Source organism: Streptomyces sp. NPDC028928 (assembly GCF_055564915.1).
Genome location: NZ_JBVHVI010000003.1, coordinates 476,621 through 501,635 on the forward strand (window position 1 = coordinate 476,621; position 25,015 = coordinate 501,635).

Sequence of the window (25,015 nt, forward strand, 5' to 3'; positions counted from 1 at the left end):
GCGTCGAGGAGATCTGGAGGGGGAGTACGTCATGAGCGCGAGCGACAGCCCTGCCAACCGTTTGCAGGCGCTCTTCGAGGGCCACCGGCTCACGCCGACCCAGCGCCGCATCGCGCACAGCATGGTGCGCCGGGCCGCCGACGTGCCCTTTCTGTCCAGCGTGGAGCTGGCCGAACTGGCCGGGGTCAGCCAGCCGTCGGTGACCCGGTTCGCGGTCGCCCTTGGCTTCGACGGCTACCCGGCGCTGCGCCGGCACCTGCGCGAGGTCGTCCCGGCCGAGCCGGCCGCCGAGGCCTCCGCGTACAACGAGTACCAGCAGGCCGTCGAGGCCGAGATCGAGAACCTGAAGCACCTCGCCGAGCTGCTCGCGGACCCGCGCCCGGTGCAGAAGGCCGGCCGGATCCTCGCCGCCTCCCGCCCGCTGCCGGTGCTGGGCCTGCGCGCCGCCGCCTCCCAGGCCTACGGCTTCGCGTACTTCGCCGCCAAGGTCCACCCGGACGTCCGGCTGCTCCACGAGGGCGGCACGATGATCCAGGACCGCGTCGACGCCGCCGTCCGCGCGGGCGCCACCGCCCTGCTCTGCTTCGCCCTGCCCCGGCATCCCCGCGAGGTCGTGGACACCCTCGCCTACGCCAAGGACGCGGGCCTGACCGTGGTCACGGTCGCCGACTCGGCGTTCGCGCCGGTCGCCAAGTACTCCGACCTGCTGCTGCCCGCCGCCGTCGGCACCGGGCTGGCCTTCGACACCGCGTGCGCGCCGATGCTGCTCGGCCGGGTGCTGCTGGAGGCCCTCTGTGACGACCTGCCGGAGGCCCAGGCCCGCCTGGAGGAGTTCGACGCGAAGGCGGCGGCCCGCGGGCTGTTCGTCGAGTGAGCCGGATGACCGGGCCCCGCCGCTCTCAGATTCGTCTCACGTTCTGCTATTAGCTTCCCTACGGGACACAAGCGCTGTGGACACGTGACACGGGAGGCTGACGTGGCGCGCGGAGGACAGGGACTGGCTCGGGTGGCCGTCGTCGTACGGGCGGGCGCGGCCCCGCTGTGGTGGCTCGGTGTGGTCGCCGCGGGGATCGGGGCCGTACCGCAGGGAGTGACCGGGCGCCGGATCGGCGTGCTGGCCGGGGCCGTGCTGTTCCTGGCCGGCGCGGCCGCCGTGGCGCTGGTCCGGCGTGGCCGGTACACCGCCCTCGCCCGCGGAGCGGCCCGCGCGGGCAAGTACGACGTGCTGCAGGACCGGGCGGTGACCGTGCGCACCTGGCGCCGGGGGCACCGCTGGTGGCTGCTGCTGGGCTGGGCGGCCGCGCTGGGCTCCGCCTTCGCGGTGCCCGCGGCCGGCGGCATGCTGCTGGCCGGGCTCGGCACCGGACTGCGGCTGAAGGCCGCCTGGCTCGGGCGGCTGGAGCGGACCGGGGAGACGCTGCTGTGGGTGCGCGTCGACTGGCTCGACCGGCGCGGCGGGCGTCCGGCCGGCAAGGCCGTGAAGGGTCTGCGCGGTACGGGCATCGCGGCCGGCGACGCGGCCCCGGGCGGGGCCCGCCGCCGTACCGCGGCGCTCGTCTGAGCCGCCGTCAGACCTCCAGTTCCTCCTCGATCTTCTTCAACTGGTGCCGGGCCATCGCCAGGTTGGCCCGGCCGGAGTCGAGGACCAGGTACAGGAACAGGCCGTTGCCGCCACGGCTGCTGAGCAGGCGGATCAGGTGGTACTGGTCGGACAGGGTGATCAGGATGTCCTCGATGCCGCCCTTGAGGCCCAGCATCTCCATCGTGCGCATCTTGGCGCGGATGACGTCGGTGTTGCCGGCGGCGGCCACGTTCAGGTCGAAGGTCTTGCTGCCGCCCATCGTGCCCAGCGCCATTCCGCTGGTGTAGTCGACGAGTGCGACGCCGGTGGCGCCCTCGATGGAGGTGAGGGCTTCCTTCAGCGCGGTCTCGGTGTTGGCCATGGTGGTCCTCTCAGATGTCGGTTGCGGTGCGCGCCTCGGCGGCCGTGGTGCGGGACGCGCGAGGAGTGCGGGTGCGTGCGGGGGCGGTGGTTCCCGGGAGCGGGCGTACGGCCTCGGCGGCGTCCAGCAGCTCCCCGATGCGGGCGCCGGCCCGGCGGCCCTCCAGGTGCAGCCGGCCGACGTTGACCCGGTCCTGGGCGAGCAGCGTCAGTACGGCGGTGCGGCCGGCCGCGTAGGTGGCGACGTAGCCGCGCTCGCCGCGCACCAGCAGCTCCCGGAAGCCGCCGTGCCCGGTGTGGTCGCTGATCCGCACGGCGACGCCGAGCGCGGCGGCGGTGAGCGCGGCCAGGCCCTCCGGGTCGACCCCGGGGGTGTCGTGGGCGACGACGAGGCCGTCCACGCCGGCCGCGAGGGCGCCGGTGAGCTGGGGCACCCGGGTGCGCAGCCGGTGCAGCTCCTCCAGGACGGTCCGCAGGTCGTCTTCGGCCACCATCAGCTGTCTCCTCTCGGCGGGGCGGTGCCGTTCAAAGCGCCTCCAGCGCATCCCTGAGCCTCTTCAGCAGCGCGATGTCGGGGTCGGTGACGACCGGGTGGGCCGGTGCCGGTGCCGGTGCCGGGGGTGGCGGCGCGGATGCCGTGGGCACGGGCGCGACCAGCCCGGCCGCCGTGAGCCGGCGCACGTCGACCAGCGTGTGGAACGCCTGCCGGCCCAGGTTCCGGGCGATGTCGGCGGCCGTGCGGACACCGTCCACGCGGTCCAGGACGGCGCGCTGGCGGGGGGTGACGGGGGGCCCGCCCGGGGCCTGGGCGGGCCGGGCTTTTGGGGCTCCGGGGGATTCCGGGGCCGCCGGTGCCCGGCGGGCTTCCGGTGCCCGGCGGGGGGCCGGGTCCGCGCGGATCAGCGGGGCGCCGTCGGCGGCCGGGTCGGGCCACAGCCGGTGCAGCAGCAGGCGGCGGCGCAGCGTCTCGCGCTCCAGCGCCACGACCGGGACCGAGGGCAGCGGGCCGAGACGGGGCGTGTGGTCGTACCGGAACTGGCCCGGGGTGCTGCTCGGCGCCAGCGCGAAGTACCCGGCGTCGTACAGCGCGTCCAGGTGGCACAGCTCCAGCGCGCCCGTGGGCAGCACCCCGGAGCGCAGCAGCAGTTCGGCCGCGTGCAGCGGGCCCGGGGTCTGTGCGGCGGCCCGCTGCCAGGCGGTGGCCGCGAGCGTGCCGTGGGCCGTGAGGAGCACGTCGAGGCCGGGGGCGAGCGGGCTCTCGGCGTGCACCACCCGGCCCTCGGCCAGGTGCAGGACGCCGTGTTCGCGGACCAGGACGCCGGTGGCCCGCTCCTCGGCGAGCCGGGTCAGCATCGGGGACAGGGCGCGGGTGGCTCCCCGGTCCCGTACCGGCAGGGCCGGCGGAGGGGTCCTGACCACGGTCATCCCAGCACCAGCCGGGCGGCCATCTCGCCGAGCCGTATCCGGGCGAGCGCGAGGTTGCCCTCCTCGCGGCCGAGCCACAGGTGCAGGAACACGCTGCTGTCGAAGGAGGTGTCCACGAAGCGCAGCAGGTGGTAGCTGTCCCCGTTGCTGATGATCACGTCCTCCACCGGGGGCGACTCATCACCGCGCGCCGCGAAGGTGCCGTGCTCGGCGGCCATCCGGGCCAGTTCGGCGGCCTCGGCGGCCATCGTCTCGTGATCGCCGCCGGGTGCCTCCCCGACCGTGCCGAGGGCCAGTCCGCTCGTCCAGTCCACCAGCGCGGCTCCCCGGGCACCGGGCAACCGCATCGCTTCCAGCAAGCACTCGTCGATTCCGGGCACCGTGGCTCCCCTCCCGCCTGGGACTCCGGCTGAGTGACGCCGACACTACGCAACGTGTGTGCGGGAGGTGAGGCCTTTGGCATTTTCCGGTGGAACATGCGTCCGGCGTACTAGTGTGGCTCAACTGACGTGTGTTCCAGGGCCGTTGATCCATTTGTTCGAGGGCGACCGGGGCGCGTCAACGGCTCTCGGGCGCACCGAGGGTGGTGAGCGCGGACGCGTGCGCCCCTCCGGATTCGGCCACCACCTCCGCGAGGCTCTGCGGCTCCCGTACGGCCCCGAAGGCGACGCCCCCGGCGCCGTCCGGCGCGTAGCCGTAGATGCCGGGCCGGGCCAGGGAGTTGTAGGCGTAGTGGTGGGCGAAGTAGTACGCGCCCGTGTCCAGCGCCGCCGCGTAGTCGCCCTGCTCCAGCAGCGGCAGCGCGCGCCCCTCGGCGAGCAGGTCGCCCGAGAAGCAGGCCGGCCCGGCCACGTCCTGCACCACCTCCGGCCCCGTCTTCGGCCGGCCCTCGGCGTCGTACGCGGCGATCCTGAGCGGCCACGCCCCCGGCACGTACACCGTCCGCGTCGCCACCTGCACGCCCGCGTGCGTCACCGCGATCCGCCGCCCGCCCGCGCTCTTGGTGTACTCCACCCGGGCCACCACCGTCCCGTGCTTGGCCAGCAGCGACCGCCCGAACTCGGTCACCAGCCCGTACCGCCCGTCGAACAGCCCCGGCACCTGATCGGCCAGCATGCGCGCGTACTCGGCGTACGTCGGTGCCGTCGCCTCCGACGCGACGTTCACCGGCAGCCCGCCGCCGATGTCGACCGTGTCGACCTGCCGCCGCCCGACCGCCGCGTTGATCTCCTCCGCCAGCGCGTACACCTCCGCCACACCCCGCGCCAGCAGCGGCAGCGGGATGCCCTGCGAGCCGGTGTGGGCGTGCAGCCGGGTCAGCCACGGCCGCTCCGTGTACGCCCGTACGACCCACTCCCGCGCCCCCTCGTCCCGCAGCGCCACCCCGAACTTCGAGGTCCGCGTCGCCGTGGAGGTCGCCCCGATCGCGCCGGCGCCGATCTGCGGGTTGACCCGGAGCCCGAGCGGGGACCGGGCGGGGCCGGAGCCGACGAGGGCGTCCAGCCGGTCCAGCTCCTGCGGGTTGTCGGCGTTCACCGCGATGCCCAGGGCCAGTGCCTCGCGCAGCTCCGCCGGGGTCTTCGCGGGCGAGTCCAGCACGGTCCGGGCGGGCGGCACCCCGGCCGCCCGGGCCAGGGCCAGCTCCCCGGGGCTCGCCACCTCGGCGCCGACGCCCGCCTCGTGCAGCAGTCGCACCACCGGCACCAGCGGGGTCGCCTTCACCGCGAAGGCGTGCAGCACCGGGGTGCCGGGCGCCGTCACCGCCTCGAACGCCGCCCGCAGCGCCGCCGCCGACTCCCGGATGCCGGTGACGTCCAGCAGGCCCACCACGGCCGCGTCCGGGCCCAGCAGCCCCTGTGCGACGGCCGCCCGCACGGCCCGGTCCCGCCGCGCCGCCCGGCCCCGGGCCCCGCTGCCGATGTCCTCGACCGTCTCGATCTCCGCCACGGCTTCTCCGTCCTGTCTCGGCTACCGGTGCTTCCAGCCAAACACCGTCCGCGCGCGGACGTGGCCGGGCCGATGTATTGACTAGCTCTATTCAGACCGACAGGATGTGAATAGACGTAGGCACAGGAGGAGGCAGACGATGTCGGGACCCCGCCCCGTACGAGCACCGCGCGGCACGGAACTCAGCGCTCTGGGATGGCAGCAGGAAGCCGCTCTGCGCATGCTGCAGAACAACCTCGACCCGGAGGTCGCCGAGCACCCCGACAAGCTGGTCGTCTACGGCGGCACCGGCAAGGCCGCCCGTGACTGGCGCTCCTTCGACGCCATGGTCCGCACCCTGAGGACCCTCAAGCAGGACGAGACCATGCTGGTCCAGTCCGGTCGCCCGGTCGGCGTCATGCAGACCCACGAGTGGGCCCCGCGCGTCCTCATCGCCAACTCCAACCTGGTCGGCGACTGGGCCAACTGGGAGGAGTTCCGCCGTCTGGAGGCCCTCGGCCTGACCATGTACGGCCAGATGACCGCCGGCTCCTGGATCTACATCGGCACCCAGGGCATCCTCCAGGGCACCTACGAGACCTTCGCCGCCGTCGCCGCGAAGAAGTTCGACGGCACCCTGGCCGGCACCATCACCCTGACCGCCGGCCTCGGCGGCATGGGCGGTGCCCAGCCGCTCGCGGTCACCATGAACGACGGCGTCGCGATCTGCATCGACTGCGACCCGCGCGCCATCGAGCGCCGCATCGAGCACCGCTACCTCGACGTCAGGGCCGACAGTCTCGACCACGCGCTCCAGCTGGCGGTCGAGGCCCGCGACGCCCGGCGCCCGCTCTCCATCGGCGTCCTCGGCAACGCCGCCGAGCTGGTCCCGCAGCTGCTCGCGATGAACGCCCCCATCGACATCGTCACCGACCAGACCTCCGCCCACGACCCGCTGTCGTACCTCCCGGTGGGCGTCGCCTTCGAGGACATGGCCGCCGAGGCAGCGAAGGACCCGGCCGGCTTCACCACGCGCGCGCGTGAGTCGATGGCACGGCACGTGGAGGCCATGGTCGGCTTCATGGACGCCGGCGCCGAGGTCTTCGACTACGGCAACTCCATCCGCGGCGAGGCCCAGCTGGCCGGCTACGACCGGGCGTTCGCCTTCCCCGGCTTCGTCCCCGCCTACATCCGCCCGCTGTTCTGCGAGGGCAAGGGCCCCTTCCGCTGGGCGGCCCTGTCCGGCGACCCGGCCGACATCGCCAAGACCGACAAGGCGATCCTGGAGCTGTTCCCCGAGAACGAGTCCCTCGCCCGCTGGATCAAGATGGCCGGCGAGCGCGTCCACTTCCAGGGGCTGCCCGCGCGCATCTGCTGGCTCGGCTACGGCGAGCGGGACAAGGCCGGCGAGCGGTTCAACGACATGGTGGCGAGCGGAGAGCTGGCCGCGCCGCTGGCCATCGGCCGCGACCACCTCGACTGCGGGTCCGTCGCCTCTCCGTACCGGGAGACCGAGGCCATGCTCGACGGGTCCGACGCGATCGCCGACTGGCCGCTGCTGAACGCCATGGTCAACGTCGCTTCCGGTGCGTCCTGGGTCTCCATCCACCACGGTGGCGGCGTGGGGATGGGGCGGTCCATCCACGCCGGCCAGGTGACGGTGGCCGACGGCACGAAGCTGGGCGGCGAGAAGATCCGGCGGGTGCTGACGAACGACCCCGGTATGGGCGTCATCCGGCACGTGGACGCCGGGTACGACATCGCGGAGTCGGTGGCGCAGGAGCGCGGGGTCCGGGTGCCGATGCGCGAGGGTGACCAGGCGTGACCTTCCACAGCATGTGGGCGGAGCTGCTGCCGATCGGCCGCAGCTCCGCCTCCGGCGGCTACCGTCGCTACGCCTGGACCGGGGCCGACGCCGACTGCCGGGACTGGTTCCGGCAGCAGGCCGAAGACCGGGGACTGGCCTACGAGGTCGACCGGAACGGCAACCAGTGGGCGTGGCTCGGTGACCCGGCGGCCGGGGACGCTGTCGTCACCGGGTCGCATCTGGACTCCGTGCCGGACGGCGGGGCCTTCGACGGGCCCCTCGGCGTCGTGTCCTCCTTCGCCGCGCTGGACGAACTGCGCGGCCGGGGAGCGGAGTTCGCGAGGCCGCTCGCCATCGTCAACTTCGGGGACGAGGAGGGGGCCCGCTTCGGGCTCGCCTGTGTCGGTTCCCGGCTCACCGCCGGGCAGCTGACCGTGGAGCAGGCGCACCGGCTCACCGACGGGGACGGGATCAGCCTGCCCCGGGCCATGGAAGCCGCCGGATACGACCCCGAGGCCATCGGGCCCGACCCCGAGCGGCTGGCCCGGATCGGCGCCTTCGTGGAGCTGCACGTCGAACAGGGCCGCGCGCTGGACCTGTCCGGCGACCGGGTCGGTATCGCCAGCGCCATCTGGCCGCACGGCCGGTGGCGGTTCGACTTCCGAGGCGAGGCCAACCACGCCGGCACCACCCGGCTGGTGGACCGGCGCGACCCCATGCTGTCGTACGCCGAGACCGTGCTCGCCGCCCGCCGCGAGGCCGAACTCGCCGGTGCCGTCGCCACCTTCGGGAAGATCGCCGTGGAGCCCAACGGGGTCAACGCGATCCCGTCCCTCGTGCGCGGGTGGCTCGACTCCCGCGCCGCCGACCAGGACACCCTGGACACGGTGGTGGGCGGCATCGAGAAGGCGGCCCGGGAGTACGCCGACGCCCACGGCATCGACCTCGACGTCGTCCGGGAGTCCTTCACCCCCGTCGTCGAGTTCGACCACGCCCTGCGGGACGAACTCGGCCGCATCCTGGGCAAGGACACCGGCCTGACGGTGCCCGTCCTCGGGACCGGTGCGGGACACGACGCCGGGATCCTGTCCGGGAGCATCCCGACCGCCATGCTGTTCGTGCGCAACCCCACCGGTGTCTCGCACTCCCCGGCCGAGTTCGCGGCCGAGGACGACTGCGTGGCCGGGGTGCGCGCACTCGCCGACGTACTGGAAGGGCTGGCCTGCAGGTGACCAAGGGGACCTACTGGTTGGAGCACGCCTGGCTCGGCACGCACGTCGAGCCGGGCGTGGCCGTCGAGGTCGCGGACGGGCGGATCAGTGCCGTCCGCACCGGCGTGCCCACCCCGCCGCCCGGCGCCGAGGTGCTGCGCGGGCTCACGCTGCCGGGGCTCGCCAACGCCCACAGCCACGCCTTCCACCGGGCGCTGCGCGGCACCGTCCAGGTCGGCTCCGGGACCTTCTGGACCTGGCGCGAGGTGATGTACTCCGTCGCCGACCACCTCACCCCGGAGACCTACCACGCCCTGGCCCGCGCGGTGTACGCCGAGATGGCCCTCGCCGGCATCACCTGTGTCGGCGAGTTCCACTACGTGCACCACGCCCCCGGCGGCACCCCCTACGCCGACCCCAACGCCATGGGCGAGGCGCTGATCGCGGCCGCCGCCGAGGCTGGTGTCCGGATCACCCTCCTCGACACCTGCTACCTCTCCTCCGGCTTCGGGGAGCCGCCCAACACCCACCAGCTGCGGTTCTCCGACGGCAGCGCGGAGGCCTGGGCCGAACGCTGTGCAGTTCTCAAGGAGCGGGACCACGCGCGGATCGGGGCGGCGATCCACTCGGTACGGGCCGTGCCCGCGGGGCAGTTGGCGACCGTGGCGGGCTGGGCCCAGGAGCGGCGGGCCCCGCTGCACGTGCACCTGTCGGAGCAGACCGCCGAGAACGACGCCTGCCTCGCCGCACACGGCCGCACGCCCACCCGGCTGCTCGCCGACCACGGTGTCCTCGGACCGCGCACCACCGGGGTGCACAACACCCACCTCACCGACGAGGACATCGCGCTGCTCGGCGGCTCGGGCACCGGCACCTGCATGTGCCCCACGACCGAGCGGGACCTGGCCGACGGCATCGGACCGGCCGTCGCCCTGCAGCGGGCCGGCTCCCCGCTCTCCCTCGGCTCCGACAGCCACGCCGTCATCGACCTGTTCGAAGAGGCGCGCGCGATGGAGCTGAACGAGCGGCTGCGCACCCGCACCCGGGGCCACTGGACGGCCGCCGCCCTGCTGCGGGCCGCCACCGCCGACGGCCACGCCGCCCTCGGCTGGGACGAGGCCGGCACCATCGAGGCCGGCGCGCTCGCCGATCTGACGACGATCGCCCTGGACTCGGTCAGGACGGCCGGGCCGCTGCCCGGGCTGGGCGCCGAGACGGCCGTATTCGCGGCGAGCGCGGCGGACGTGCGGCATACGGTCGTGGGCGGCCGGCATGTCGTACGCGACGGGGCGCACACGCTCGTACCCGACGTGCCGCACGCCCTCGCGCGGGCGGTCGAAGCCCTCCGCGCCTGACGATCACCCACGAGGACACCATGAGCAGCAGCACCGTCATCACCAACATCGCCACGCTGGTCACCAACGACCCCTCCCTCGGTGACGGCTCCCCTCTCGGTCTGATCCAGGACGCGGCCGTCGTCATCGACGGCGACCGTGTCGTGTGGACCGGTGAGTCAAGCAAAGCACCCGCCACTGACAACCGGGTCGACGCGGGCGGCCGGGCGGTGCTGCCGGGCTTCGTGGACTCGCACTCCCACCTGGTCTTCGCGGGCGACCGGACGCAGGAGTTCAACGCCCGCATGTCCGGCCGCTCCTACACAGCCGGCGGCATCCGCACCACGGTCGCCGCCACCCGGGCCGCGAGCGACGCGGAACTGGAGGCGAACCTCACCCGTTACCTCACCGAGGCCCTCCGCCAGGGCACCACCACCTTCGAGACCAAGTCGGGCTACGGCCTGACCGTCGAGGACGAGTTCCGCGCCCTGCGCCTCGCGGCGAAGCACACCGACGAGGTGACGTACCTCGGCGCGCACATCGTCAGCCCCGACTACGCCGACGACCCGGCGGCCTATGTCGCCCTGGTCACCGGCGAGATGCTGGACGCCTGCGCGCCGCACGCCCGCTGGATCGACGTCTTCTGCGAGAAGGGCGCCTTCGACGGCGACCAGGCCCGCGCGATCCTGGCGGCGGGCAAGGCGAAGGGCCTGCACCCCCGCATCCACGCCAACCAGCTCTCGTACGGCCCCGGCGTCCAGCTGGCCGTCGAACTGGACGCGGCCAGCGCCGACCACTGCACCCACGTCACGGACGCGGACGTCGACGCCCTCGCGAACAGCGACACCGTCGCCACGCTCCTCCCCGGCGCCGAGTTCTCCACCCGCGCCGCGTGGCCGGACGCCCGCCGTCTCCTGGACGCCGGCGTGACGGTCGCCCTCTCCACGGACTGCAACCCCGGCTCGTCCTTCACCTCCTCCGTGCCCTTCTGCATCGCCCTGGCCGTCCGCGACATGCGGATGACCCCGGACGAGGCCGTCTGGTCGGCCACGGCAGGCGGTGCCGCCGCCCTCCGCCGCACCGACATCGGCCGCCTCACCCCGGGCGCCCGCGCCGACCTGACCCTCCTCGACGCCCCCAGCCACGTCCACCTGGCCTACCGCCCGGGCGTTCCGCTGGTCAGCGGGGTGTGGCGGCGCGGGGTCCGGGTGGTCTGAGCGGTCCCACGTCACTTCCCCCCACCTCACCCCGCCCCGGCCCGCCACCGCTGGTCGACGTCGTCGTCCAGCGGTTCCAGGGACACCCCCTGCCGGCCGTCCGGGGTCACCGCCCGCCCGACGGCGATGTACGGGCGGATCGTGCCGTCGGGGTCGACGGTGAAGCGCAGGTTGACGCCGTTGCGGCCGTAGACCGAGTCGCACTCCCAGATGCCCACGCCCCGGTCGGCCGAGCCCCGGCTGTCCAGGCAGTAGTCCTCGTCGGCCGCCGAGCGGAGGACGCTCAGGTAGGGGTCGACGCGCCAGCGCTGGGTGGCGGAGGGGCCGCAGGGGGCCGTGACGACGTCATTGCCCTGGGACAGGTCGCCGTCGCGGATGTCCAGGCAGCGGCCCGTGGCGAGGTTCACCACCTGCGCGTAGGCGGTGCCCGGCGGGGCGGGCGGGACGGGTGGGGGCGTCGGGCTCGGGGGCTTGCGGCGGGTCGGCGTGGGGGTCGGGCTCGGGGCCGGGCGGTGTGAGGTCGGCCTCGGGGAAGGGGACTTCGCAGACGGGGACGCGGCGGTGGGGGACGGGGTGAGGGAGACCGTTGCCGTCACCGTCACCGGCGGGGGTGCGGGGGCCGCCGCCGTCGGCTGCCGGTCGGAGGTGTCCGACGGGGTCAGGAGGAGGACCAGGAGCGGGGCCAGGGCCACACCCAGGGCCGCCGAACCGAGCAGGACGCGACGCCGGGGCGGGCGTTCCGGTGCGTCCGCCGTGGTGGGGGCGGGGGGCTCGGCCTGGTGCAGGTACGCCGTTCCGCGCCAGGGCAGCAGGCCCTCGGCCAGGGTCTGCCGCGGTGCGTCCCGCAGCGCCCGCAGGTCCTCGAACGCGGCCGTGCAGTGCGGGCAGTGCGCCATGTGGGCGTCCAGGCCGGCGCTGCGGCGCGGGGCGTCCGGCCGTACCGCCTCCTCGATCAGCCGCCGGAAGTCCGCGCAGCGCGGGTCGTCCGAGGCCGCCAGACGGTGCCGGAGACAGGCCTGGGCCAGCACCTTGAGGGCCTGCGGGGTGCCGTGGACGACGTCAGCGGGGTGCAGGCCGAGGAAGGCGGCGGCGCGCTCCGCGGGTTCCGCGTCCACGACGCCGTACCAGAGCAGGCCCTGGGTGCGGGACGGCAGCGAGCGGAAAGCGGGGAGGAGCGGCGGGGTCGGGCCCTCGGGGCGGCCGGCCGCGTTCAGGGCCAGCAGCAGACCCGGGTCGACGCCCACGGAGCGTTCGTCGCGCGCCCAGCCGGCCGCCAGCCGGGCGGTGAGCAGCAGGAGCCGGTGGCGCAGGGCGACGGCCGGCTCGACGCCCCTGGCCGTCTCGCGGGCCGCCGTGGTGAACGTCTCCGCCGCCAGCCGGCGGGCCACGGGCTCGCTCGCCGCGCACAGCCGGGCGTAGCCGAGGACCGCCGGGTGGTGCCGGCGGCGCAGCTCCTGGAGCGCCGGGTACGCCGTGTGCGTGGGGGAGCGCAGCAGCTCGGTCAGCCGTGCGTCCGGAGCGTCCTCGTGGCTCCCCGCCCCGGCGTGCTCCCCCTCGGCCATGCGACCCCCTCCGGCTGCCCCGAACCGGCTGACATACCAGCCGGTTCGGGGGGCCATAGTGGTGGAGGGGGCGGGCGCTGCAAAGAGGTTTCCGCCGGTAACCGCATAACGGTTGGGGCGCGGGGCACCCGGTGGCCGGTGGGGCAGGCCCCGGGCACGGCGAAGCGGCCCGGCGCCGTCTGCCGAGCCGCCTCATGGACGGAGGGTCACTCCTCCAGCGTCAGCCCCTTGCGCAGCCGTCCCAGCGTGCGCGACAGCAGCCGGGACACGTGCATCTGGGAGATGCCGAGTTCCTCGCCGATCTCCGACTGGGTCATGTTCGCCACGAAGCGCAGGGAGAGGATCTTCCGGTCCCGGGGCGGGAGTTCGGCGATCAGGGGCTTGAGCGACTCGATGTACTCGATGCCCTCCAGCCCGTGGTCCTCGTACCCGATGCGGTCCGCGAGCGCGCCCTCGGACTCGTCCTCCTCGGGCTGGGCGTCCAGCGAGGAGGCGGTGTAGGCGTTCGAGGCCGCCATGCCCTCGACGACCTCCTCGTTGGAGAGGCCGAGGCGCTCGGCGAGTTCCGCGACCGTGGGGGCGCGGTCCAGCTGCTGCGCCAGCTCGTCGCCGGCCTTGGCGAGGTCGAGCCGCAGCTCCTGGAGCCGGCGCGGGACGCGCACGGACCACGAGGTGTCACGGAAGAACCGCTTGATCTCGCCGATGATGGTCGGCATCGCGAAGGTGGGGAACTCGACGCCGCGGGAGAGTTCGAAGCGGTCGATCGCCTTGATCAGGCCGATGGTGCCGACCTGGATGATGTCCTCCATCGGCTCGCTGCGGGAGCGGAAGCGGGAGGCGGCGAACTTGACGAGCGCGAGGTTCAGCTCGACCAGGGTGTTGCGGACGTACGAGTATTCGTGCGTCCCTTCCTCCAGCGACTCCAGGCGCTCGAAGAGGGTCTTGGACAGGGCCCGCGCGTCGACCGGGCCGATCTCGTCGTACGGGGGGATCTCCGGGAGTCCCTCGAAGAGGTCGAGGGTGTCGATGGGATGATCCAGTTGTTCCGGTGGGGGTGTCGACGTCGCGATCGGGGTATGCGATGCGTCGAGCCGGGGTGACATGGGTGTCCTCCATCGTTCTCGGCATATGGCTGCCGAAGCCAGAACGTGCACTGCGGTGTGCGGCGCCTCCGAAGCCGGCGTGTAGGGGTGTGTGTCCTTACTAGCCCTACCCGGTGCACCGAGCGGGTCGCAAGTGCGTTCTGTGGTGATATGTCCGATTGTGTGCGGATGTTCGGGTGTCGGAGTGCGCATAGAAGGCGTAATGTTCGAGGGCATCAGCAGCCACGACCTCGGGAGAGAGAGACGGCATGGACCACGGGACGGTCGGCAGCGCACAGTCGGGCCGGCTTCTGGTGGAGGTGCGGGAAGAGGGCTCCAGCGCCGTTGTGACACCGGCGGGTGAGCTCGATCACCACACCGCCGATCTTTTGCGTGAGCCCCTCGACGACCTCCTGGCCAAGGGCTTCTCGCGGCTCGTGGTGGACTGTTCACGTCTGGAGTTCTGCGACTCCACGGGGCTGAACGTCCTGCTCGGCGCCCGGCTGAAGGCGGAGGCCGCCGGAGGCGGGGTCCATCTCGCCGGGATGCTGCCCGTCGTCGCCCGCGTGTTCGAGATCACCGGGGCCGAGGCGGTCTTCACCGTCCATGACTCCCTGGAGGCGGCCCTGGCCGACGGTGCCGACTGATCCGCCGACCCCGCCGGGACCGGTCCGCGCACCGGCCCCCGTGGGCGTCGCGTGCGTCACGTCCAATACGGGGGTGTTCCGCCGGATCGGCCGGGCAGGAGAGGGCAGAAGAACGCAGGAGGCCTTCGCCGGCCACCGGCCGCCGGAACCCGACGGAGGCCGGAGAACGACCTGGACGGAACGTACGACCCGGACGGAACACGCGTCCGGCGGACGGGCGGGTACGGGACCTCGCCCGGGCGGCGGCCCGCGGCGGACGGGGTGCACACAACCCGCGGACGGCGTACGACCGGCCGGCACCGACGTCGTACGGCCCTCCGGCCGGACGGCCGACCGGACCGCTCACCGGGCTGCCGACCGGACAATTGACCGGACTATTGAATCGTGAACTGGTGAATCGGTGAGGTGAAGCGCTGATGAGCACCACCCGGCCTTACTCGCCGGGCGACCGCGGCCCGGAGCCCAGCGGCGCTTCCGGGGTGTCCGAGGGGGAGGCGCCGGCTGTCGGCGCAGCCACGGGGGCAGCCGCGCCGTCCGCGCCGACCGTGCCGGCCGACGGCACGCCCCAGGCGCGGGGGCGGCAGGTCCGCAGACTCCGCCTCGAAGGCGAGAGCGGGGTCGTCCCGCTCGCCCGCGACTTCACCCGCCAGGCGCTGTACGCGTGGGGCTGGCTGCCCGCCGCCGGCGCCGACCAGCGGGCCGCGGCCGAGGACGTGCTGCTCGTGGTCTCCGAACTGGTGACCAACGCCTGCCTGCACGCCGAGGGGCCCGACGAACTGCGGCTCGCCTGCGACAACAAGGTGATCCGGCTGGAGGTCTCCGACCGGGGCGCCGGCCAGCCGGCCCCGCGCACCCCGCACCGCGCCGGCCGCCCCGGCGGGCACGGCATGTTCATCGTGCAGCGGCTGTGCCTGGACTGGGGCGTCGTCCGCGCCCCGGACGCCCCGGGCAAGACGGTCTGGGCGGAGCTGGGCGCCCCCGCCTGACGCTCCGTACGACCACCCGGGCCACGGTCTCCACTCCAACACCCCTCGGCGCACGCCGGATCGCCACAACTCCGGCGTGCGCCGTGTCTTCCTTCCTCACGACCCCGGGCGTACCTTGACGGCCGAATCTGATGTGCCGTCAGGAATGAATGGGGTGGACCGAACGTGTCGTACCCGAAGCGAACCGCCGCGCTCGCGTCCGCCGCGGCCCTGGCCGGCTCGGCGGTGCTGCTGGCCGCGCCGGCCGCGCATGCCGACGTCGTCGACGTCAACTACCGCTGTCAGACCCCGATCGGCGTCAAGAGCGCCGTCTCGCCCATCGACATCAAGAGCACCAGGAGCGGCAGCGGCTACAAGATCACCATGTCCTGGCAGAAGGGCGTCTCCTCCAGCCCGGTCGAGCTGGGCAAGGGGGCGATGAGCCCGAGCGCCACCATCGAACTGGGCGGCGCCGACAGCGGCACGCTCGCCGTCACCGGCCCCGCCAACTCCGCCGCGATCCCGGCCGACACCCCGATCAAGATCAGTGACCTGAGCGCTGCGTACACGCCGAAGAAGAGCGGCAAGGTGACCTTCACGGCGGGCACGCTCACCATCAAGGCGCTCGGTACGACGACGACGTGCACGCCGACCAACAGCCCGAAGCCGTCCCTGACCCTGGAAGTGAAAGCGGCCGGCGGCTCCTCCTCCTCGTCCTCGTCCTCGGGCGGCACCGAGTCCGCCGGGCAGCTTCCGCAGACCGGCCCCGCGGACTCCGCGGTCGCCCTCGGCACACTCGGCGGCACGGTCCTCCTCGCCGGAGCGGCGGGCGCCCTGTGGCTGACCCGACGGGGACAGCCGGCCCGCCGCTGACCGGACCGGGCCGGCCCGCCCCGGCAGGTCTGACCGGCCCCGGGACGAACCGCCCGCCGCGGACCCCGCTGGCCCCCGCCGACCTGACCCAGATCAGACCGTCCGCCGTAGACCCAGCCCAAGCCAGACGCCCCACAGGCCCGGCCCGAGCCAGCCCCCACAGGCCCGGCCCAGCCCCCGCAGACCAGCCCGGAGGGAGACCCGCCGCCGCAGCCCCGGCCCCCGTCCGCAGACCGACCTCGAGGAGACCCGCCGCAGACCGACACGGAGGGAGGCTCCCGCCGCGGACCCGGTCCAGGCCAGGCCCCGTCCGCAGATCCACCCGGAGGCAGACTCGCCGGCCGCAGACCCGGCCCAGGTCAGACGCCCGCCGCAGACCGACCCCGAAAAGACTCCGCCGCAAACCGACCCCGGGGGGAGGCCCCCGCCGCAGACCCGGTCCAGGCCAGGCCCCCGTCCGCAGATCCACCCGGAGGGAGACCCGCCGGCCGCAGGCCCGACCCAGGTCAGACGCCCGCCGCAGACCGACCCCGAAAAGGCTCCGCCGCAGACCCGAGGGAGGCTCCCGCCGCAGACCCGGCCCAGGCCAGGCCCCCGTCCGGAGACCCACTCGGAGGGAGACCCCCCGCCGCAGACCCGACCCAGGCCAGACGCCCGTCCGCAGATCCACCCGGAGGGAGACCCGCCGCCGCAGACCCGGCCCAGGCCAGACGCCCGTCCGCAGATCCACCCGGAGGGAGACCCGCCGCCGCAGACCCGGGCCACGCCAGATACCCCTCCGGGAGACCCGCCTCGAGCCAACCCCGCACGCATGACCCGCCCCGCCCGCAGACCGGACCCGGTCAGCCCCCGCCGCAGACCGCACCCCGGTCAGCCCGTCGCTCACCCGCCCCGGTCACCGCCCCAGTCACCCACCCCACCCCACCGCCCCGGCGCCCCCGTTGAACCGTCCGGTCACCACCGCTGGAGCTGCCCATGCCGACCGCCGTCCGCGTCCCCGGGGTACCCCCACCCCGACTGTCACCGTCATCCCTGCGCACGCCGCTCGCGCTGGCGAGCCTGTTGCTGAGTCTTCCGCCTGCGGTGCCGGCCGCCGCCCCGCCCGCGCTCGCGGGGGCCGGTGGCTGGTCGCTGGCGCCGTCGGGGGACGCGCGCCCCGCGTTCTACGCCGAGGGCGGGCCCGGGGCGGTGCTGGAGGACACGGTGGCCGTGACCAACCGCGGCCGGACACCGGTCACGGTCCGGCTGCGCGGCACCGGTGTGCCGGCGACCCTCGCCCGGACCGCCGTCACCGTTCCGGCCCGCACCCGTGCCGAGGTGCCCTTCACGATGACCGTGCCGCAGGGCGCCGCACCCGGCGACCGTACCGGCGCGATCCTCGCGCGGGACACGCACGGCCGTACCGCGTCCGTGCCGGTCCGGCTGCGCGTCGGCGGCCCCGCGCTCGCCGCGCTGACCGTCGAGCACCTCGCCGTACACGCCGACCGGATCACGTACGACCTGGTCAACCGCGGTACGACCGTCCTCGTGCCGAAGCTCGCGGTGCGTGCCGACGGAGTCTTCGGCCGGGTCCTGGACCGCGCCCCGCGCACCCTGCCGGCCCGGCTGCCCCCGGGCGCCCGGCGCACGTTCAGCGAGCCGTGGCCCGACCGGCCGCTGCTGGGTGAGGCACGGGTACGGCTGACGGTCACGGCGGCGGGCGGCGCGCGCGACACCGCGAGCACCTCGGCCGCGTACGTCCCCTGGGGCGCGGTGGCCGGCGCGGCGGCGGTGACGGCGGGTACGGCCGTAGTCCTGCGGAGACGGCGTGCCCGCGCCGCGCACCGGCCGGACACGGCGGGAGCGGTGTCGTGAGGCGGGGCGTGCCGTTGGTGGTCGTCGTCCTGCTGCTGGCCCTGGCCCAGACGGCCGGGGTGGGGCGGGCGGCGGACGGGCCGCGGGTGCGGTTGTCGGCGGGGCAGGCCGGAGCCGGCGGGGCGGTCACCGTCAGCGGCAGCGGCTGGCGGCCTCGTACGCTGCTGATGGTGCTGGTGTGCGGGCGGGCCACCCCGGCCCGGGGCGTCCTCGGCGGCACCAACTCCTGCGCCAACGGCGACGGGCGGGCCGTGACCACCGACGCCGACGGTGCCTTCAGCCGGAGACTGCCGGTCGCCGAGCCGCCCGTACCCTGCCCCTGCGTGGTGCACGTCGCCACCGTCACCGGTGCCGAGGCCGAGGCGGACGCCGTCCTGGAGGTCGCCGGGCACCCCGTGGCCCCGCTGCCCGCCGAGCGCTCCGCCGGCCGGCTCGCGGTGCTGTCCGACACCCGGCTCACCGGGTCGAGCGGGCTGCTGACCTGGTTCGGGGCGCCGCCGAGCCGCACCCTGGTCCTCACCGTCGGCAACACCGGCACGAGCCCGATCCAGGACCCGGTGTTCCAGGTCGGCACCGCGCACGGCGTCTTCGCCCCCGAGTGGGACGAGCGGCAGTGGCACGGCACCCTGGCTCCCGGGAAGAAGGCGCAGGTCAAGCTCCCGGTCGAACTGTCGGCGGGGGCGCACGGCGAGTACACCGTGACGCTGAAGTACGGCGGCCGGGTGCTCGCCGAGCAGCCGTGGGGCGTGAGCCGGCCGTGGGGCGTGACGCTGTTCTGGATCCTGCTCTGCCTGGTCGTACCGGCCGCGCTGTTCCGCGTCGGCATGGCCGTGGTGGACCGTGTCCGCCCGCGCCGCCCCGGCGGTGCCCGCCACCGGCCCGCCCCGCGCCCCCGCCTGCCGTCACCCTTGCGCCTGCCGTTCCCGAGGTCCCGTACCGCCGGGCCCCCCTCCGCCACGGCGCCCACTGCCCCCGCGGCCCCCACAGCGCCCGCGGCCCGCTCGGCCGCCCCGACTCCGACCCTGCCGTGGTTCGCCCCGGACTCCGCTCCGGGCGGCCCGGCCGGCCGGACCTCCGCACCGCACGACGACAGCCCGACGAGTCCTACGACTCCCACCACGAAGGGACCCACGTGAGCATGCGAAGGAGAGGCACAGCGGCCGGGGGCACGGGCGCCCTGCTGGTGTTCTGTGCGGCGGGCGTCCTGCTGGGCGCGGCGGTGGCTCCCGCGCGGGCGGCCGAGGTGTCGTACGCCACCCACTGCGTGCCGCCCGCCGGCATCGACCCCGTAGACGGCACCACCAAGGTCGAGATCACCGCGCCGGCCACGGCCAAGGTGGGCGACACGGTGGACGTCGTGTGGAAGTTCGTCCAGGCCGCGTCCAAGAACCCGGACATCATCGACCTGCCCGCGAACTCGGTCCAGCCGTCCGGCGTCCTGAAGGCGGCCGGCGCGCAGACCGCCGACATCGCGATGCGGGGCCCCCGGGAGAACCCCGCGATCCCCAAGGGCGGCGCGATGGTGCTGTCCGACATGAAGGGCAGCCTGGAGCTGACGGCGGCCGGCGAGGTGACGCTGACGCCGGACGCGTACACCGTCAACGCGATGTCGACCGACACCAGGTGCGCGCCGAAGGAGACCGTGCCGAAGGCGGCGACGATCCAGGTGACGGCGGGCGGCGGCACCTCGACCGCGACCCCGACCAAGTCGTCGACCCCGACCAAGTCGTCGACCCCGACCAAGTCGGCGACCTCGACGAGCACCGCCACGGCGACGGCCACTCCCACGGCCACCGGCGGCACCGGGCAGACCGACTTCACCGGCAAGGAGGTGCAGATCCCGTACGCCTGCAAGACCCCGATCGGCGACAAGGGCGCGACCTCGCCGGTACAGATCAACGCGAAGAAGGACGGCGGGAGTTACGCCCTCACGGTGCAGTTCAAGAAGTCGGTGATGAACAGCCCCGCCGAGATCCCGAAGGACTCCGTGAAGCCCTCCATGGAGGTGGTGCTGGGCGGCGCCGACAAGGGCACCGTGCATGTGGAGGGGCCGACGAACGCGAACCCGGTCAAGTCCGGCGACCCGATCGAGATCCCCGACCTCACCGGCACCTACAAGCCCGGCGCGAGCGGCACCTCGACGCTGTCCCCGGGCGTGCTGACGGTCAAGGCGCTCGGTACGACCACGACGTGCACGCCGACCAGGACGCAGGTCTCGCTCAGCCTGGACACCACCGGGCAGCCGGGCGGTGCCGCGGGCGGCACGTCCACGTCAGGAGGCTCCACCTCGGCCGGCGGCACCAGCACCTCCGGCTCCGGAGGCCTGGCCGAGACCGGTGCGAACGACCACGGCGCCCTGAAGGCCCTCGGCCTGGTCGCGGGCACGGCGATCCTCCTGGGCGCCGCGGTGTTCACGCTGCTGCCACGACGGAGGACGCGCTAGCCGGCCCCGCACACGGCGGAGGGCCACCACATCCCACGGATGCGGTGGCCCTCCGCCGGCCAGGTCCCAGCGACTAGTTGACGCTGCCCATCAGCTTCTTCACCTTGCCGCGGTACATCCACACCGCGACACCGGCGACCACGGCGAGCGCGGCCTCCAGGGCGACGAAGCCCATCCTGTCGAGGTTGACGCCCCCCACGGCGGGGTTGGACAGCAGGGCGGTGACGGAGTCGCCCGCGGTCACCGCGAGGAACCAGACGCCCATCATCTGCGAGGCGTACTTCTTCGGCGCCATCTTCGTCGTCACGGACAGACCGACCGGAGACAGCGTCAGCTCACCGATGGTCTGCGCGAAGTAGATCGCGACCAGCCACATCGCCGCGGCCTTGTGACCGCCCTCGGCGATCGACAGCGGGGCGAGGAAGACGAAGAAGGACACACCCACCAGCACCAGGCCGGAGGCGAACTTCACGATCGTGCTCGGCTCCTTGCCGCGGCGGTTCAGCCACAGCCACGCCCAGGCGAAGACCGGCGCCAGGGCCATGATCATGACCGGGTTGACCGACTGGTACCAGGAGACCGGGAACTCCCAGCCGAGGACCGAGTTCTTGGCGCTGCTCTCGGCGAACAGCGACAGGGTCGAGCCGCCCTGGTCGTAGATCATCCAGAAGACGGCGGCGGCGACGAAGAACCAGATGTACGCCGACACCTTCGACCGCTCGGCGGTGTCCAGGTCCTTGTCGCGCAGGATGCGGGAGATGACCAGGATCGGCACGATCAGGCCGATGAGGGTGAGCGGGATCAGCGCCCAGTTCAGGGTGAAGTGGCCGGTGCCGCCGACGATGCCGTAGAAGACCACGGCGATGGCGAGCCAGATCAGGCCCTTGCGCAGGGTGGCGGCCTTCTCGGCGGGCGTCAGCGGGGTCGGGACCTCGCTGCTCCTGGCGCTCAGGTGGCGTCCGCCGAGCAGGTACTGGGCGAGGCCCAGCGCCATGCCGAGCGCGGCCAGCGCGAAGCCCAGGTGCCAGTTGACGTTCTCACCGACGGTGCCGATGACCAGCGGGGCGACGAAGGCACCGAGGTTGATGCCGATGTAGAAGAGCGTGAAGCCACCGTCGCGGCGCGGGTCCTCCGGGCCGTTGTAGAGGTGGCCGACCATCGTGGAGATGTTGGCCTTCAGCAGACCCGAACCGATGGCGACGAGCACCAGGCCGACGTAGAAGCTCGCGGCGGCCGGCAGCGCCAGGCACAGGTGGCCCAGCATGATGATCCCGCCCGCGACGGCGACCGTCTTGCGGGGGCCGAGCAGACGGTCGGCGAACCAGCCGCCGGGCAGGGCGAGCAGGTACACGAGCGACAGGTACACCGCGTAGATGGCGCTCGCCGTACCCGCACTCAGGTGCAGGCCACCCGGGGCCACCAGGTACAGCGGGAGAAGAGCCCTCATGCCGTAGTAGGAGAAGCGCTCCCACATCTCGGTCATGAAGAGAGTGGCCAGGCCGCGGGGGTGGCCGAAGAAGGTCTTCTCGGAACCGGGGGTGCCCGGGCGGACCGAGTCCTTCGTCAGGCTGGACGCCATGGTCGTTCCTTGCTGGTCGGGACGCGCGATTGGGGGTCCCCCTGCTCGGCGAAGCCGAGCTTGGGGGAGTGCGCGCCCGGTGGGGGTGCGGCCGGCACCGGCAGGTCGGTCGTCCACCCCCACGCCCAGGGGGAGTCCGCTCCGGATCACGGAGTGGCGGACGGCGACCACCGGGATCCACGCCCCTCGACGCGACGTGCGTCCGGAGCCCGGCCAGAGGTCATTCCTTTCAAGGCCGATCAAGGTGATCTTGACCGGCCCGCACACGAAAGAGACCTTCAGCGTCCACTGCCCGCCAAAGGTCCCCGGTGTACTACAGGCGTTCAGGTCACCATACGGCAGGACACTGCCGGATATGGAAGGACTTGAGACGCGGATCACAGGTGTCGCGGGAACCACGGGACCGGATTCGAAGGTCTCTCCTACGATCGCATCCCCAGGTCAATGGTTCGTACCAGCAGCGTGCGAAGGTAAGAGGCAGGGGAACCGATCACACCCCGGCACCGCACCCGGGCGGTCTACCATCACCTCATGACCCGTGTACTGCTCGCCGAGGACGACGCGTCCATCTCGGAGCCGCTGGCCCGCGCCCTGCGCCGGGAAGGTTACGAGGTCGAGGTGCGCGAGGACGGACCCGCCGCGCTCGACGCCGGAATGCAGGGCGGCGTCGACCTGGTCGTGCTGGACCTCGGCCTGCCCGGCATGGACGGCCTGGAGGTCGCCCGCAGGCTGCGCGCCGACGGCCACACCGTGCCGATCCTCATCCTGACCGCGCGGGCCGACGAGGTGGACACCGTCGTCGGCCTGGACGCGGGCGCCGACGACTACGTCACCAAGCCCTTCCGGCTCGCCGAACTGCTCGCCCGGGTGCGGGCCCTGCTCCGGCGCGGTGCCGCCGAGCCGCAGCAGCCGCCGGCCACGCACGGGGTGCGGATCGACGTCGAGTCGCACCGGGCGTGGATGGGCGAGGAGGAACTCCAGCTCACCGCCAAGGAGTTCGACCTGCTGCGGGTGCTGGTGCGGGACGCCGGCCGGGTGGTGACCCGGGACCAGCTGATGCGCGAGGTCTGGGACACCACGTGGTGGTCGTCCACCAAGACCCTGGACATGCACATCTCCTGGCTGCGCAAGAAGCTCGGCGACGACGCGGCGAACCCCCGGTACATCGCGACGGTGCGCGGCGTGGGCTTCCGCTTCGAGAAGAGCTGAGTCCGGGCCCCGGCGATTCCCCACAGGTAACGGACCATGCGCCGACGTCTCATCCAGTCCACCCTCGCCGTCGTCCTCGTGGTGATCGCGGTATTCGGCGTCTCCCTCGTGATCGTCGAGACGCGGACGATCAGCAACAGCGCCCAGGAACGGGTGGAGTCGGAGGCGGTGCGGCTGGCCAGCATCGTGGACAGCCGGCTCCTCGCCGCCGAGAACGTCAACGCGGACGTCCTGCGCAACCCGGTCAGCAAGGACCAGTACGCGGTCATCCGCATGCCCGGCAAGCCGCCCATCGAGATCGGCAGCAAGCCCGAGGGCGACACCATCCACTCCACGCAGCGCGGCGAGGAGGGCGAGACGGTCACCGTGCAGGAGCCCCGCTCCTCGGTGACCCGCGAGGTCGGCCGGACCCTGCTGATCATCGGCCTGGTCGCGCTGCTCGCGGTGGTCGCGGCCGTGCTGCTCGCCGTACGGCAGGCCAACCGGCTCGCCTCCCCGCTGACCGACCTCGCCGAGACCGCCGAACGCCTCGGCTCCGGCGACCCGCGCCCCCGGCACAAGCGGTACGGCGTCCCCGAGCTGGACCGGGTCGCCGATGTCCTGGACGCCTCCGCCGAGCGGATCGGACGCATGCTGACGGCCGAGCGGCGCCTCGCCGCCGACGCCTCCCACCAGCTCCGTACACCGCTGACCGCCCTGTCCATGCGGCTGGAGGAGATCACCCTCACCGACGACCCGGAGACGGTGAAGGAGGAGGCGACCATCGCGCTGACCCAGGTCGAGCGGCTGACGGACGTCGTGCAGCGGCTGCTGACGAACTCCCGCGACCCGCGGACCGGCTCCGCCGTCACCTTCGACCTGGACGAGGTCATCCAGCAGCAGCTCGCCGAGTGGCGGCCCGCCTACCGCAGCGCCGGCCGGGCCATCGTCAGCTCCGGCAAACGGCACCTGAAGGCGGTGGGCACGCCGGGCGCGGTCGCCCAGGTGCTGGCCGCGCTGATCGAGAACTCGCTCATGCACGGCGGCGGCACCGTCGCCCTGCGCACCCGGGTCACCGGCAACCAGGCCGTCATCGAGGTCACCGACGAGGGGCCGGGGGTGCCGGCGGACCTCGGGGCGCGGATCTTCGAGCGCACGATCAGCGGGCGGAACTCCACGGGGATCGGCCTGGCCGTCGCCCGGGACCTCGCGGAGGCCGACGGCGGCCGGCTGGAGCTGCTCCAGGCGCAGCCCCCGGTCTTCGGCCTGTTCCTGTCGCGCACGCCCCCGGCACGCAAGGCGGACGAGGAGCGGCCCACGGTCCGCTAGCCGGGACCCGGCGACGGCCTACGGCGCGCGGCCCTACGGCACGCGGCCCTACGGCACGCGCTGCCGCGGCGCCTGCTTCTTCGACTCCTGCTCGAGAATCGATTCCGCGCCGGCCACGGCATCCCGGGCGGGCAGCGCCTTGAACACCCAGCTGCGGTACGACCAGAAGCGGAACAGGGTCGCGACGCCGATGCCGACGAACTTGAAGATGTTGCTCTGCAGCGGGCTGTCCCAGCCGAAGCCGTAGGTCGCCAGGTACAGCACGCCGTTCTCGATCACCAGGCCGACCGCGCTGAACAGCAGGAACAGCGTCAGTTCCTTGGTGCGCCCGCTCTTGTCGCGGTCCCGGTACGTCCAGTAACGGAAGCCGACGTAGTTGAAGGCGATCGCCACGACGGTCGCGATGATGCTGGCCCGCACCACCGGCAGGTCGGACACGTGCCGGACCAGGTTGAACACGCCGAGATTGACGAGGACGCCGGCGCCGCCGACGGCCCCGAACTTGACCACCTCGCGTACGAGCCGTTGCAGCCCCGAGGAACGAGGTTCCATGGCTGTGCAGCTCCCGTCGGTAGGTTTTGTCGACCTTGCCATGCTAGCCGTGCGGACCCTCCCGTGCCTGTGGACCGGG

At 73.6% G+C, this 25,015-nt stretch carries 23 protein-coding genes; 14 read left to right on the plus strand and 9 right to left on the minus strand.

The window, feature by feature from the left end:
• The first annotated feature begins 31 nt into the window (after nucleotides 1–31).
• Both ACZ4U1_RS11235 and ACZ4U1_RS11240 read left to right on the plus strand, forming a co-directional pair.
• Nucleotides 32–874 (plus strand): MurR/RpiR family transcriptional regulator, encoded by an 843-nt coding sequence (locus tag ACZ4U1_RS11235; RefSeq protein WP_467902156.1) that lies wholly within the window; start codon nucleotides 32–34, stop codon nucleotides 872–874.
• A gap of 102 nt (nucleotides 875–976) precedes the next feature.
• A complete protein-coding gene (locus tag ACZ4U1_RS11240) occupies nucleotides 977–1,561 on the plus strand; it encodes a hypothetical protein (protein ID WP_467902157.1) in 585 nt (194 codons plus the stop codon).
• Nucleotides 1,562–1,568: 7 nt separating this feature from the next.
• On the opposite strand, the gene ACZ4U1_RS11245 is transcribed toward ACZ4U1_RS11240, so the two are convergent.
• The 5 genes from ACZ4U1_RS11245 to ACZ4U1_RS11265 form a co-directional block, all read right to left on the minus strand.
• Nucleotides 1,569–1,943 carry a roadblock/LC7 domain-containing protein gene (locus ACZ4U1_RS11245; protein WP_356156195.1) on the minus strand — a complete coding sequence of 125 codons (375 nt, stop codon included), beginning with the start codon at nucleotides 1,941–1,943 and terminating at the stop codon, nucleotides 1,569–1,571.
• Nucleotides 1,944–1,953: 10 nt separating this feature from the next.
• Entirely contained in the window at nucleotides 1,954–2,436 is a 483-nt protein-coding gene (locus tag ACZ4U1_RS11250; protein WP_467902159.1) for a roadblock/LC7 domain-containing protein, read from the minus strand.
• A gap of 31 nt (nucleotides 2,437–2,467) precedes the next feature.
• The gene (locus ACZ4U1_RS11255) at nucleotides 2,468–3,367 is read right to left on the minus strand and encodes a transcriptional regulator (protein ID WP_467902160.1); all 900 of its coding nucleotides are present in this window, start codon (nucleotides 3,365–3,367) and stop codon (nucleotides 2,468–2,470) included.
• A complete protein-coding gene (locus tag ACZ4U1_RS11260) occupies nucleotides 3,364–3,747 on the minus strand; it encodes a roadblock/LC7 domain-containing protein (protein WP_467902162.1) in 384 nt (127 codons plus the stop codon). Before ACZ4U1_RS11260 ends, ACZ4U1_RS11255 begins: the two co-directional genes overlap by 4 nt.
• 178 nt (nucleotides 3,748–3,925) lie before the next feature.
• Nucleotides 3,926–5,314, minus strand: a complete 1,389-nt coding sequence (locus ACZ4U1_RS11265) for a type III PLP-dependent enzyme domain-containing protein (RefSeq protein WP_467902164.1) — start codon at nucleotides 5,312–5,314, stop codon at nucleotides 3,926–3,928.
• 139 nt (nucleotides 5,315–5,453) lie between these two features.
• Here ACZ4U1_RS11265 and hutU point away from each other — a divergent pair, with 139 nt between their 5' ends.
• From hutU to hutI, 4 genes are read left to right on the plus strand one after another with little or no spacing between them, the layout of a single operon-like run.
• Nucleotides 5,454–7,118 carry a urocanate hydratase gene (gene hutU, locus ACZ4U1_RS11270; protein WP_467902166.1) on the plus strand — a complete coding sequence of 555 codons (1,665 nt, stop codon included), beginning with the start codon at nucleotides 5,454–5,456 and terminating at the stop codon, nucleotides 7,116–7,118.
• Nucleotides 7,115–8,332, plus strand: a complete 1,218-nt coding sequence (locus ACZ4U1_RS11275) for an allantoate amidohydrolase (protein ID WP_467902167.1) — start codon at nucleotides 7,115–7,117, stop codon at nucleotides 8,330–8,332. The genes hutU and ACZ4U1_RS11275 overlap by 4 nt, the downstream gene beginning before the upstream one ends.
• Nucleotides 8,329–9,666 (plus strand): formimidoylglutamate deiminase, encoded by a 1,338-nt coding sequence (locus ACZ4U1_RS11280; RefSeq protein WP_467902168.1) that lies wholly within the window; start codon nucleotides 8,329–8,331, stop codon nucleotides 9,664–9,666. The genes ACZ4U1_RS11275 and ACZ4U1_RS11280 overlap by 4 nt, the downstream gene beginning before the upstream one ends.
• Nucleotides 9,667–9,686: 20 nt before the next feature.
• A complete protein-coding gene (hutI, locus tag ACZ4U1_RS11285) occupies nucleotides 9,687–10,862 on the plus strand; it encodes an imidazolonepropionase (RefSeq protein WP_467902169.1) in 1,176 nt (391 codons plus the stop codon).
• A gap of 26 nt (nucleotides 10,863–10,888) precedes the next feature.
• Here the strand turns inward: hutI and ACZ4U1_RS11290 are convergent, their stop codons facing one another.
• Nucleotides 10,889–12,424, minus strand: a complete 1,536-nt coding sequence (locus tag ACZ4U1_RS11290) for a ricin-type beta-trefoil lectin domain protein (protein WP_467902171.1) — start codon at nucleotides 12,422–12,424, stop codon at nucleotides 10,889–10,891.
• Nucleotides 12,425–12,630: 206 nt separating this feature from the next.
• Nucleotides 12,631–13,527 carry an RNA polymerase sigma factor SigF gene (locus ACZ4U1_RS11295; protein ID WP_467902173.1) on the minus strand — a complete coding sequence of 299 codons (897 nt, stop codon included), beginning with the start codon at nucleotides 13,525–13,527 and terminating at the stop codon, nucleotides 12,631–12,633.
• A gap of 248 nt (nucleotides 13,528–13,775) precedes the next feature.
• Here ACZ4U1_RS11295 and ACZ4U1_RS11300 point away from each other — a divergent pair, with 248 nt between their 5' ends.
• From ACZ4U1_RS11300 to ACZ4U1_RS11325, 6 genes are all read left to right on the plus strand, one after another.
• Complete coding sequence (locus ACZ4U1_RS11300; protein ID WP_014673130.1) at nucleotides 13,776–14,153, plus strand: STAS domain-containing protein; 378 nt, start codon at nucleotides 13,776–13,778, stop codon at nucleotides 14,151–14,153.
• A 416-nt stretch (nucleotides 14,154–14,569) separates the two neighbouring features.
• Nucleotides 14,570–15,139, plus strand: a complete 570-nt coding sequence (locus tag ACZ4U1_RS11305) for an ATP-binding protein (protein ID WP_467902176.1) — start codon at nucleotides 14,570–14,572, stop codon at nucleotides 15,137–15,139.
• A gap of 165 nt (nucleotides 15,140–15,304) precedes the next feature.
• Nucleotides 15,305–15,991 (plus strand): LPXTG cell wall anchor domain-containing protein, encoded by a 687-nt coding sequence (locus ACZ4U1_RS11310; RefSeq protein ID WP_467902178.1) that lies wholly within the window; start codon nucleotides 15,305–15,307, stop codon nucleotides 15,989–15,991.
• 975 nt (nucleotides 15,992–16,966) lie between these two features.
• A complete protein-coding gene (locus ACZ4U1_RS11315) occupies nucleotides 16,967–17,845 on the plus strand; it encodes a COG1470 family protein (RefSeq protein WP_467902179.1) in 879 nt (292 codons plus the stop codon).
• Nucleotides 17,842–18,981, plus strand: a complete 1,140-nt coding sequence (locus tag ACZ4U1_RS11320; protein ID WP_467902180.1) for a hypothetical protein — start codon at nucleotides 17,842–17,844, stop codon at nucleotides 18,979–18,981. Before ACZ4U1_RS11315 ends, ACZ4U1_RS11320 begins: the two co-directional genes overlap by 4 nt.
• 2 nt (nucleotides 18,982–18,983) lie before the next feature.
• Nucleotides 18,984–20,288 (plus strand): hypothetical protein, encoded by a 1,305-nt coding sequence (locus tag ACZ4U1_RS11325; RefSeq protein ID WP_467902182.1) that lies wholly within the window; start codon nucleotides 18,984–18,986, stop codon nucleotides 20,286–20,288.
• 73 nt (nucleotides 20,289–20,361) lie between these two features.
• Here ACZ4U1_RS11325 and ACZ4U1_RS11330 read toward each other — a convergent pair whose 3' ends face one another.
• On the minus strand, nucleotides 20,362–21,867 hold the full coding sequence (locus ACZ4U1_RS11330) for a peptide MFS transporter (protein ID WP_467902184.1): 1,506 nt from the start codon (nucleotides 21,865–21,867) through the stop codon (nucleotides 20,362–20,364).
• Between the two features lie 531 nt (nucleotides 21,868–22,398).
• On the opposite strand from ACZ4U1_RS11330, the gene ACZ4U1_RS11335 reads away from it, so the two are divergent.
• Nucleotides 22,399–23,076 (plus strand): response regulator transcription factor, encoded by a 678-nt coding sequence (locus ACZ4U1_RS11335; protein WP_189294696.1) that lies wholly within the window; start codon nucleotides 22,399–22,401, stop codon nucleotides 23,074–23,076.
• A 36-nt stretch (nucleotides 23,077–23,112) separates the two neighbouring features.
• Complete coding sequence (locus ACZ4U1_RS11340; protein WP_467902186.1) at nucleotides 23,113–24,384, plus strand: ATP-binding protein; 1,272 nt, start codon at nucleotides 23,113–23,115, stop codon at nucleotides 24,382–24,384.
• 48 nt (nucleotides 24,385–24,432) lie between these two features.
• On the opposite strand, the gene ACZ4U1_RS11345 is transcribed toward ACZ4U1_RS11340, so the two are convergent.
• A complete protein-coding gene (locus ACZ4U1_RS11345; RefSeq protein WP_467902187.1) occupies nucleotides 24,433–24,936 on the minus strand; it encodes a GtrA family protein in 504 nt (167 codons plus the stop codon).
• Nucleotides 24,937–25,015 lie beyond the last annotated feature (79 nt).

What these genes read in the sequence shown, in the direction of transcription:
- ACZ4U1_RS11235 (WP_467902156.1), top strand. Translation starts at nt 32, where the DNA reads ATGAGCGCGAGCGACAGCCCTGCCAACCGTTTGCAGGCGCTCTTCGAG.
- ACZ4U1_RS11245 (WP_356156195.1), bottom strand. Translation starts at nt 1,943, where the DNA reads ATGGCCAACACCGAGACCGCGCTGAAGGAAGCCCTCACCTCCATCGAG.
- ACZ4U1_RS11250 (WP_467902159.1), bottom strand. Translation starts at nt 2,436, where the DNA reads ATGGTGGCCGAAGACGACCTGCGGACCGTCCTGGAGGAGCTGCACCGG.
- ACZ4U1_RS11255 (WP_467902160.1), bottom strand. Translation starts at nt 3,367, where the DNA reads ATGACCGTGGTCAGGACCCCTCCGCCGGCCCTGCCGGTACGGGACCGG.
- hutU (WP_467902166.1), top strand. Translation starts at nt 5,454, where the DNA reads ATGTCGGGACCCCGCCCCGTACGAGCACCGCGCGGCACGGAACTCAGC.
- hutI (WP_467902169.1), top strand. Translation starts at nt 9,687, where the DNA reads ATGAGCAGCAGCACCGTCATCACCAACATCGCCACGCTGGTCACCAAC.
- ACZ4U1_RS11290 (WP_467902171.1), bottom strand. Translation starts at nt 12,424, where the DNA reads ATGGCCGAGGGGGAGCACGCCGGGGCGGGGAGCCACGAGGACGCTCCG.
- ACZ4U1_RS11295 (WP_467902173.1), bottom strand. Translation starts at nt 13,527, where the DNA reads ATGTCACCCCGGCTCGACGCATCGCATACCCCGATCGCGACGTCGACA.
- ACZ4U1_RS11300 (WP_014673130.1), top strand. Translation starts at nt 13,776, where the DNA reads ATGGACCACGGGACGGTCGGCAGCGCACAGTCGGGCCGGCTTCTGGTG.
- ACZ4U1_RS11305 (WP_467902176.1), top strand. Translation starts at nt 14,570, where the DNA reads ATGAGCACCACCCGGCCTTACTCGCCGGGCGACCGCGGCCCGGAGCCC.
- ACZ4U1_RS11315 (WP_467902179.1), top strand. Translation starts at nt 16,967, where the DNA reads ATGCCGACCGCCGTCCGCGTCCCCGGGGTACCCCCACCCCGACTGTCA.
- ACZ4U1_RS11325 (WP_467902182.1), top strand. Translation starts at nt 18,984, where the DNA reads ATGCGAAGGAGAGGCACAGCGGCCGGGGGCACGGGCGCCCTGCTGGTG.
- ACZ4U1_RS11330 (WP_467902184.1), bottom strand. Translation starts at nt 21,867, where the DNA reads ATGGCGTCCAGCCTGACGAAGGACTCGGTCCGCCCGGGCACCCCCGGT.
- ACZ4U1_RS11335 (WP_189294696.1), top strand. Translation starts at nt 22,399, where the DNA reads ATGACCCGTGTACTGCTCGCCGAGGACGACGCGTCCATCTCGGAGCCG.
- ACZ4U1_RS11340 (WP_467902186.1), top strand. Translation starts at nt 23,113, where the DNA reads ATGCGCCGACGTCTCATCCAGTCCACCCTCGCCGTCGTCCTCGTGGTG.
- ACZ4U1_RS11345 (WP_467902187.1), bottom strand. Translation starts at nt 24,936, where the DNA reads ATGGAACCTCGTTCCTCGGGGCTGCAACGGCTCGTACGCGAGGTGGTC.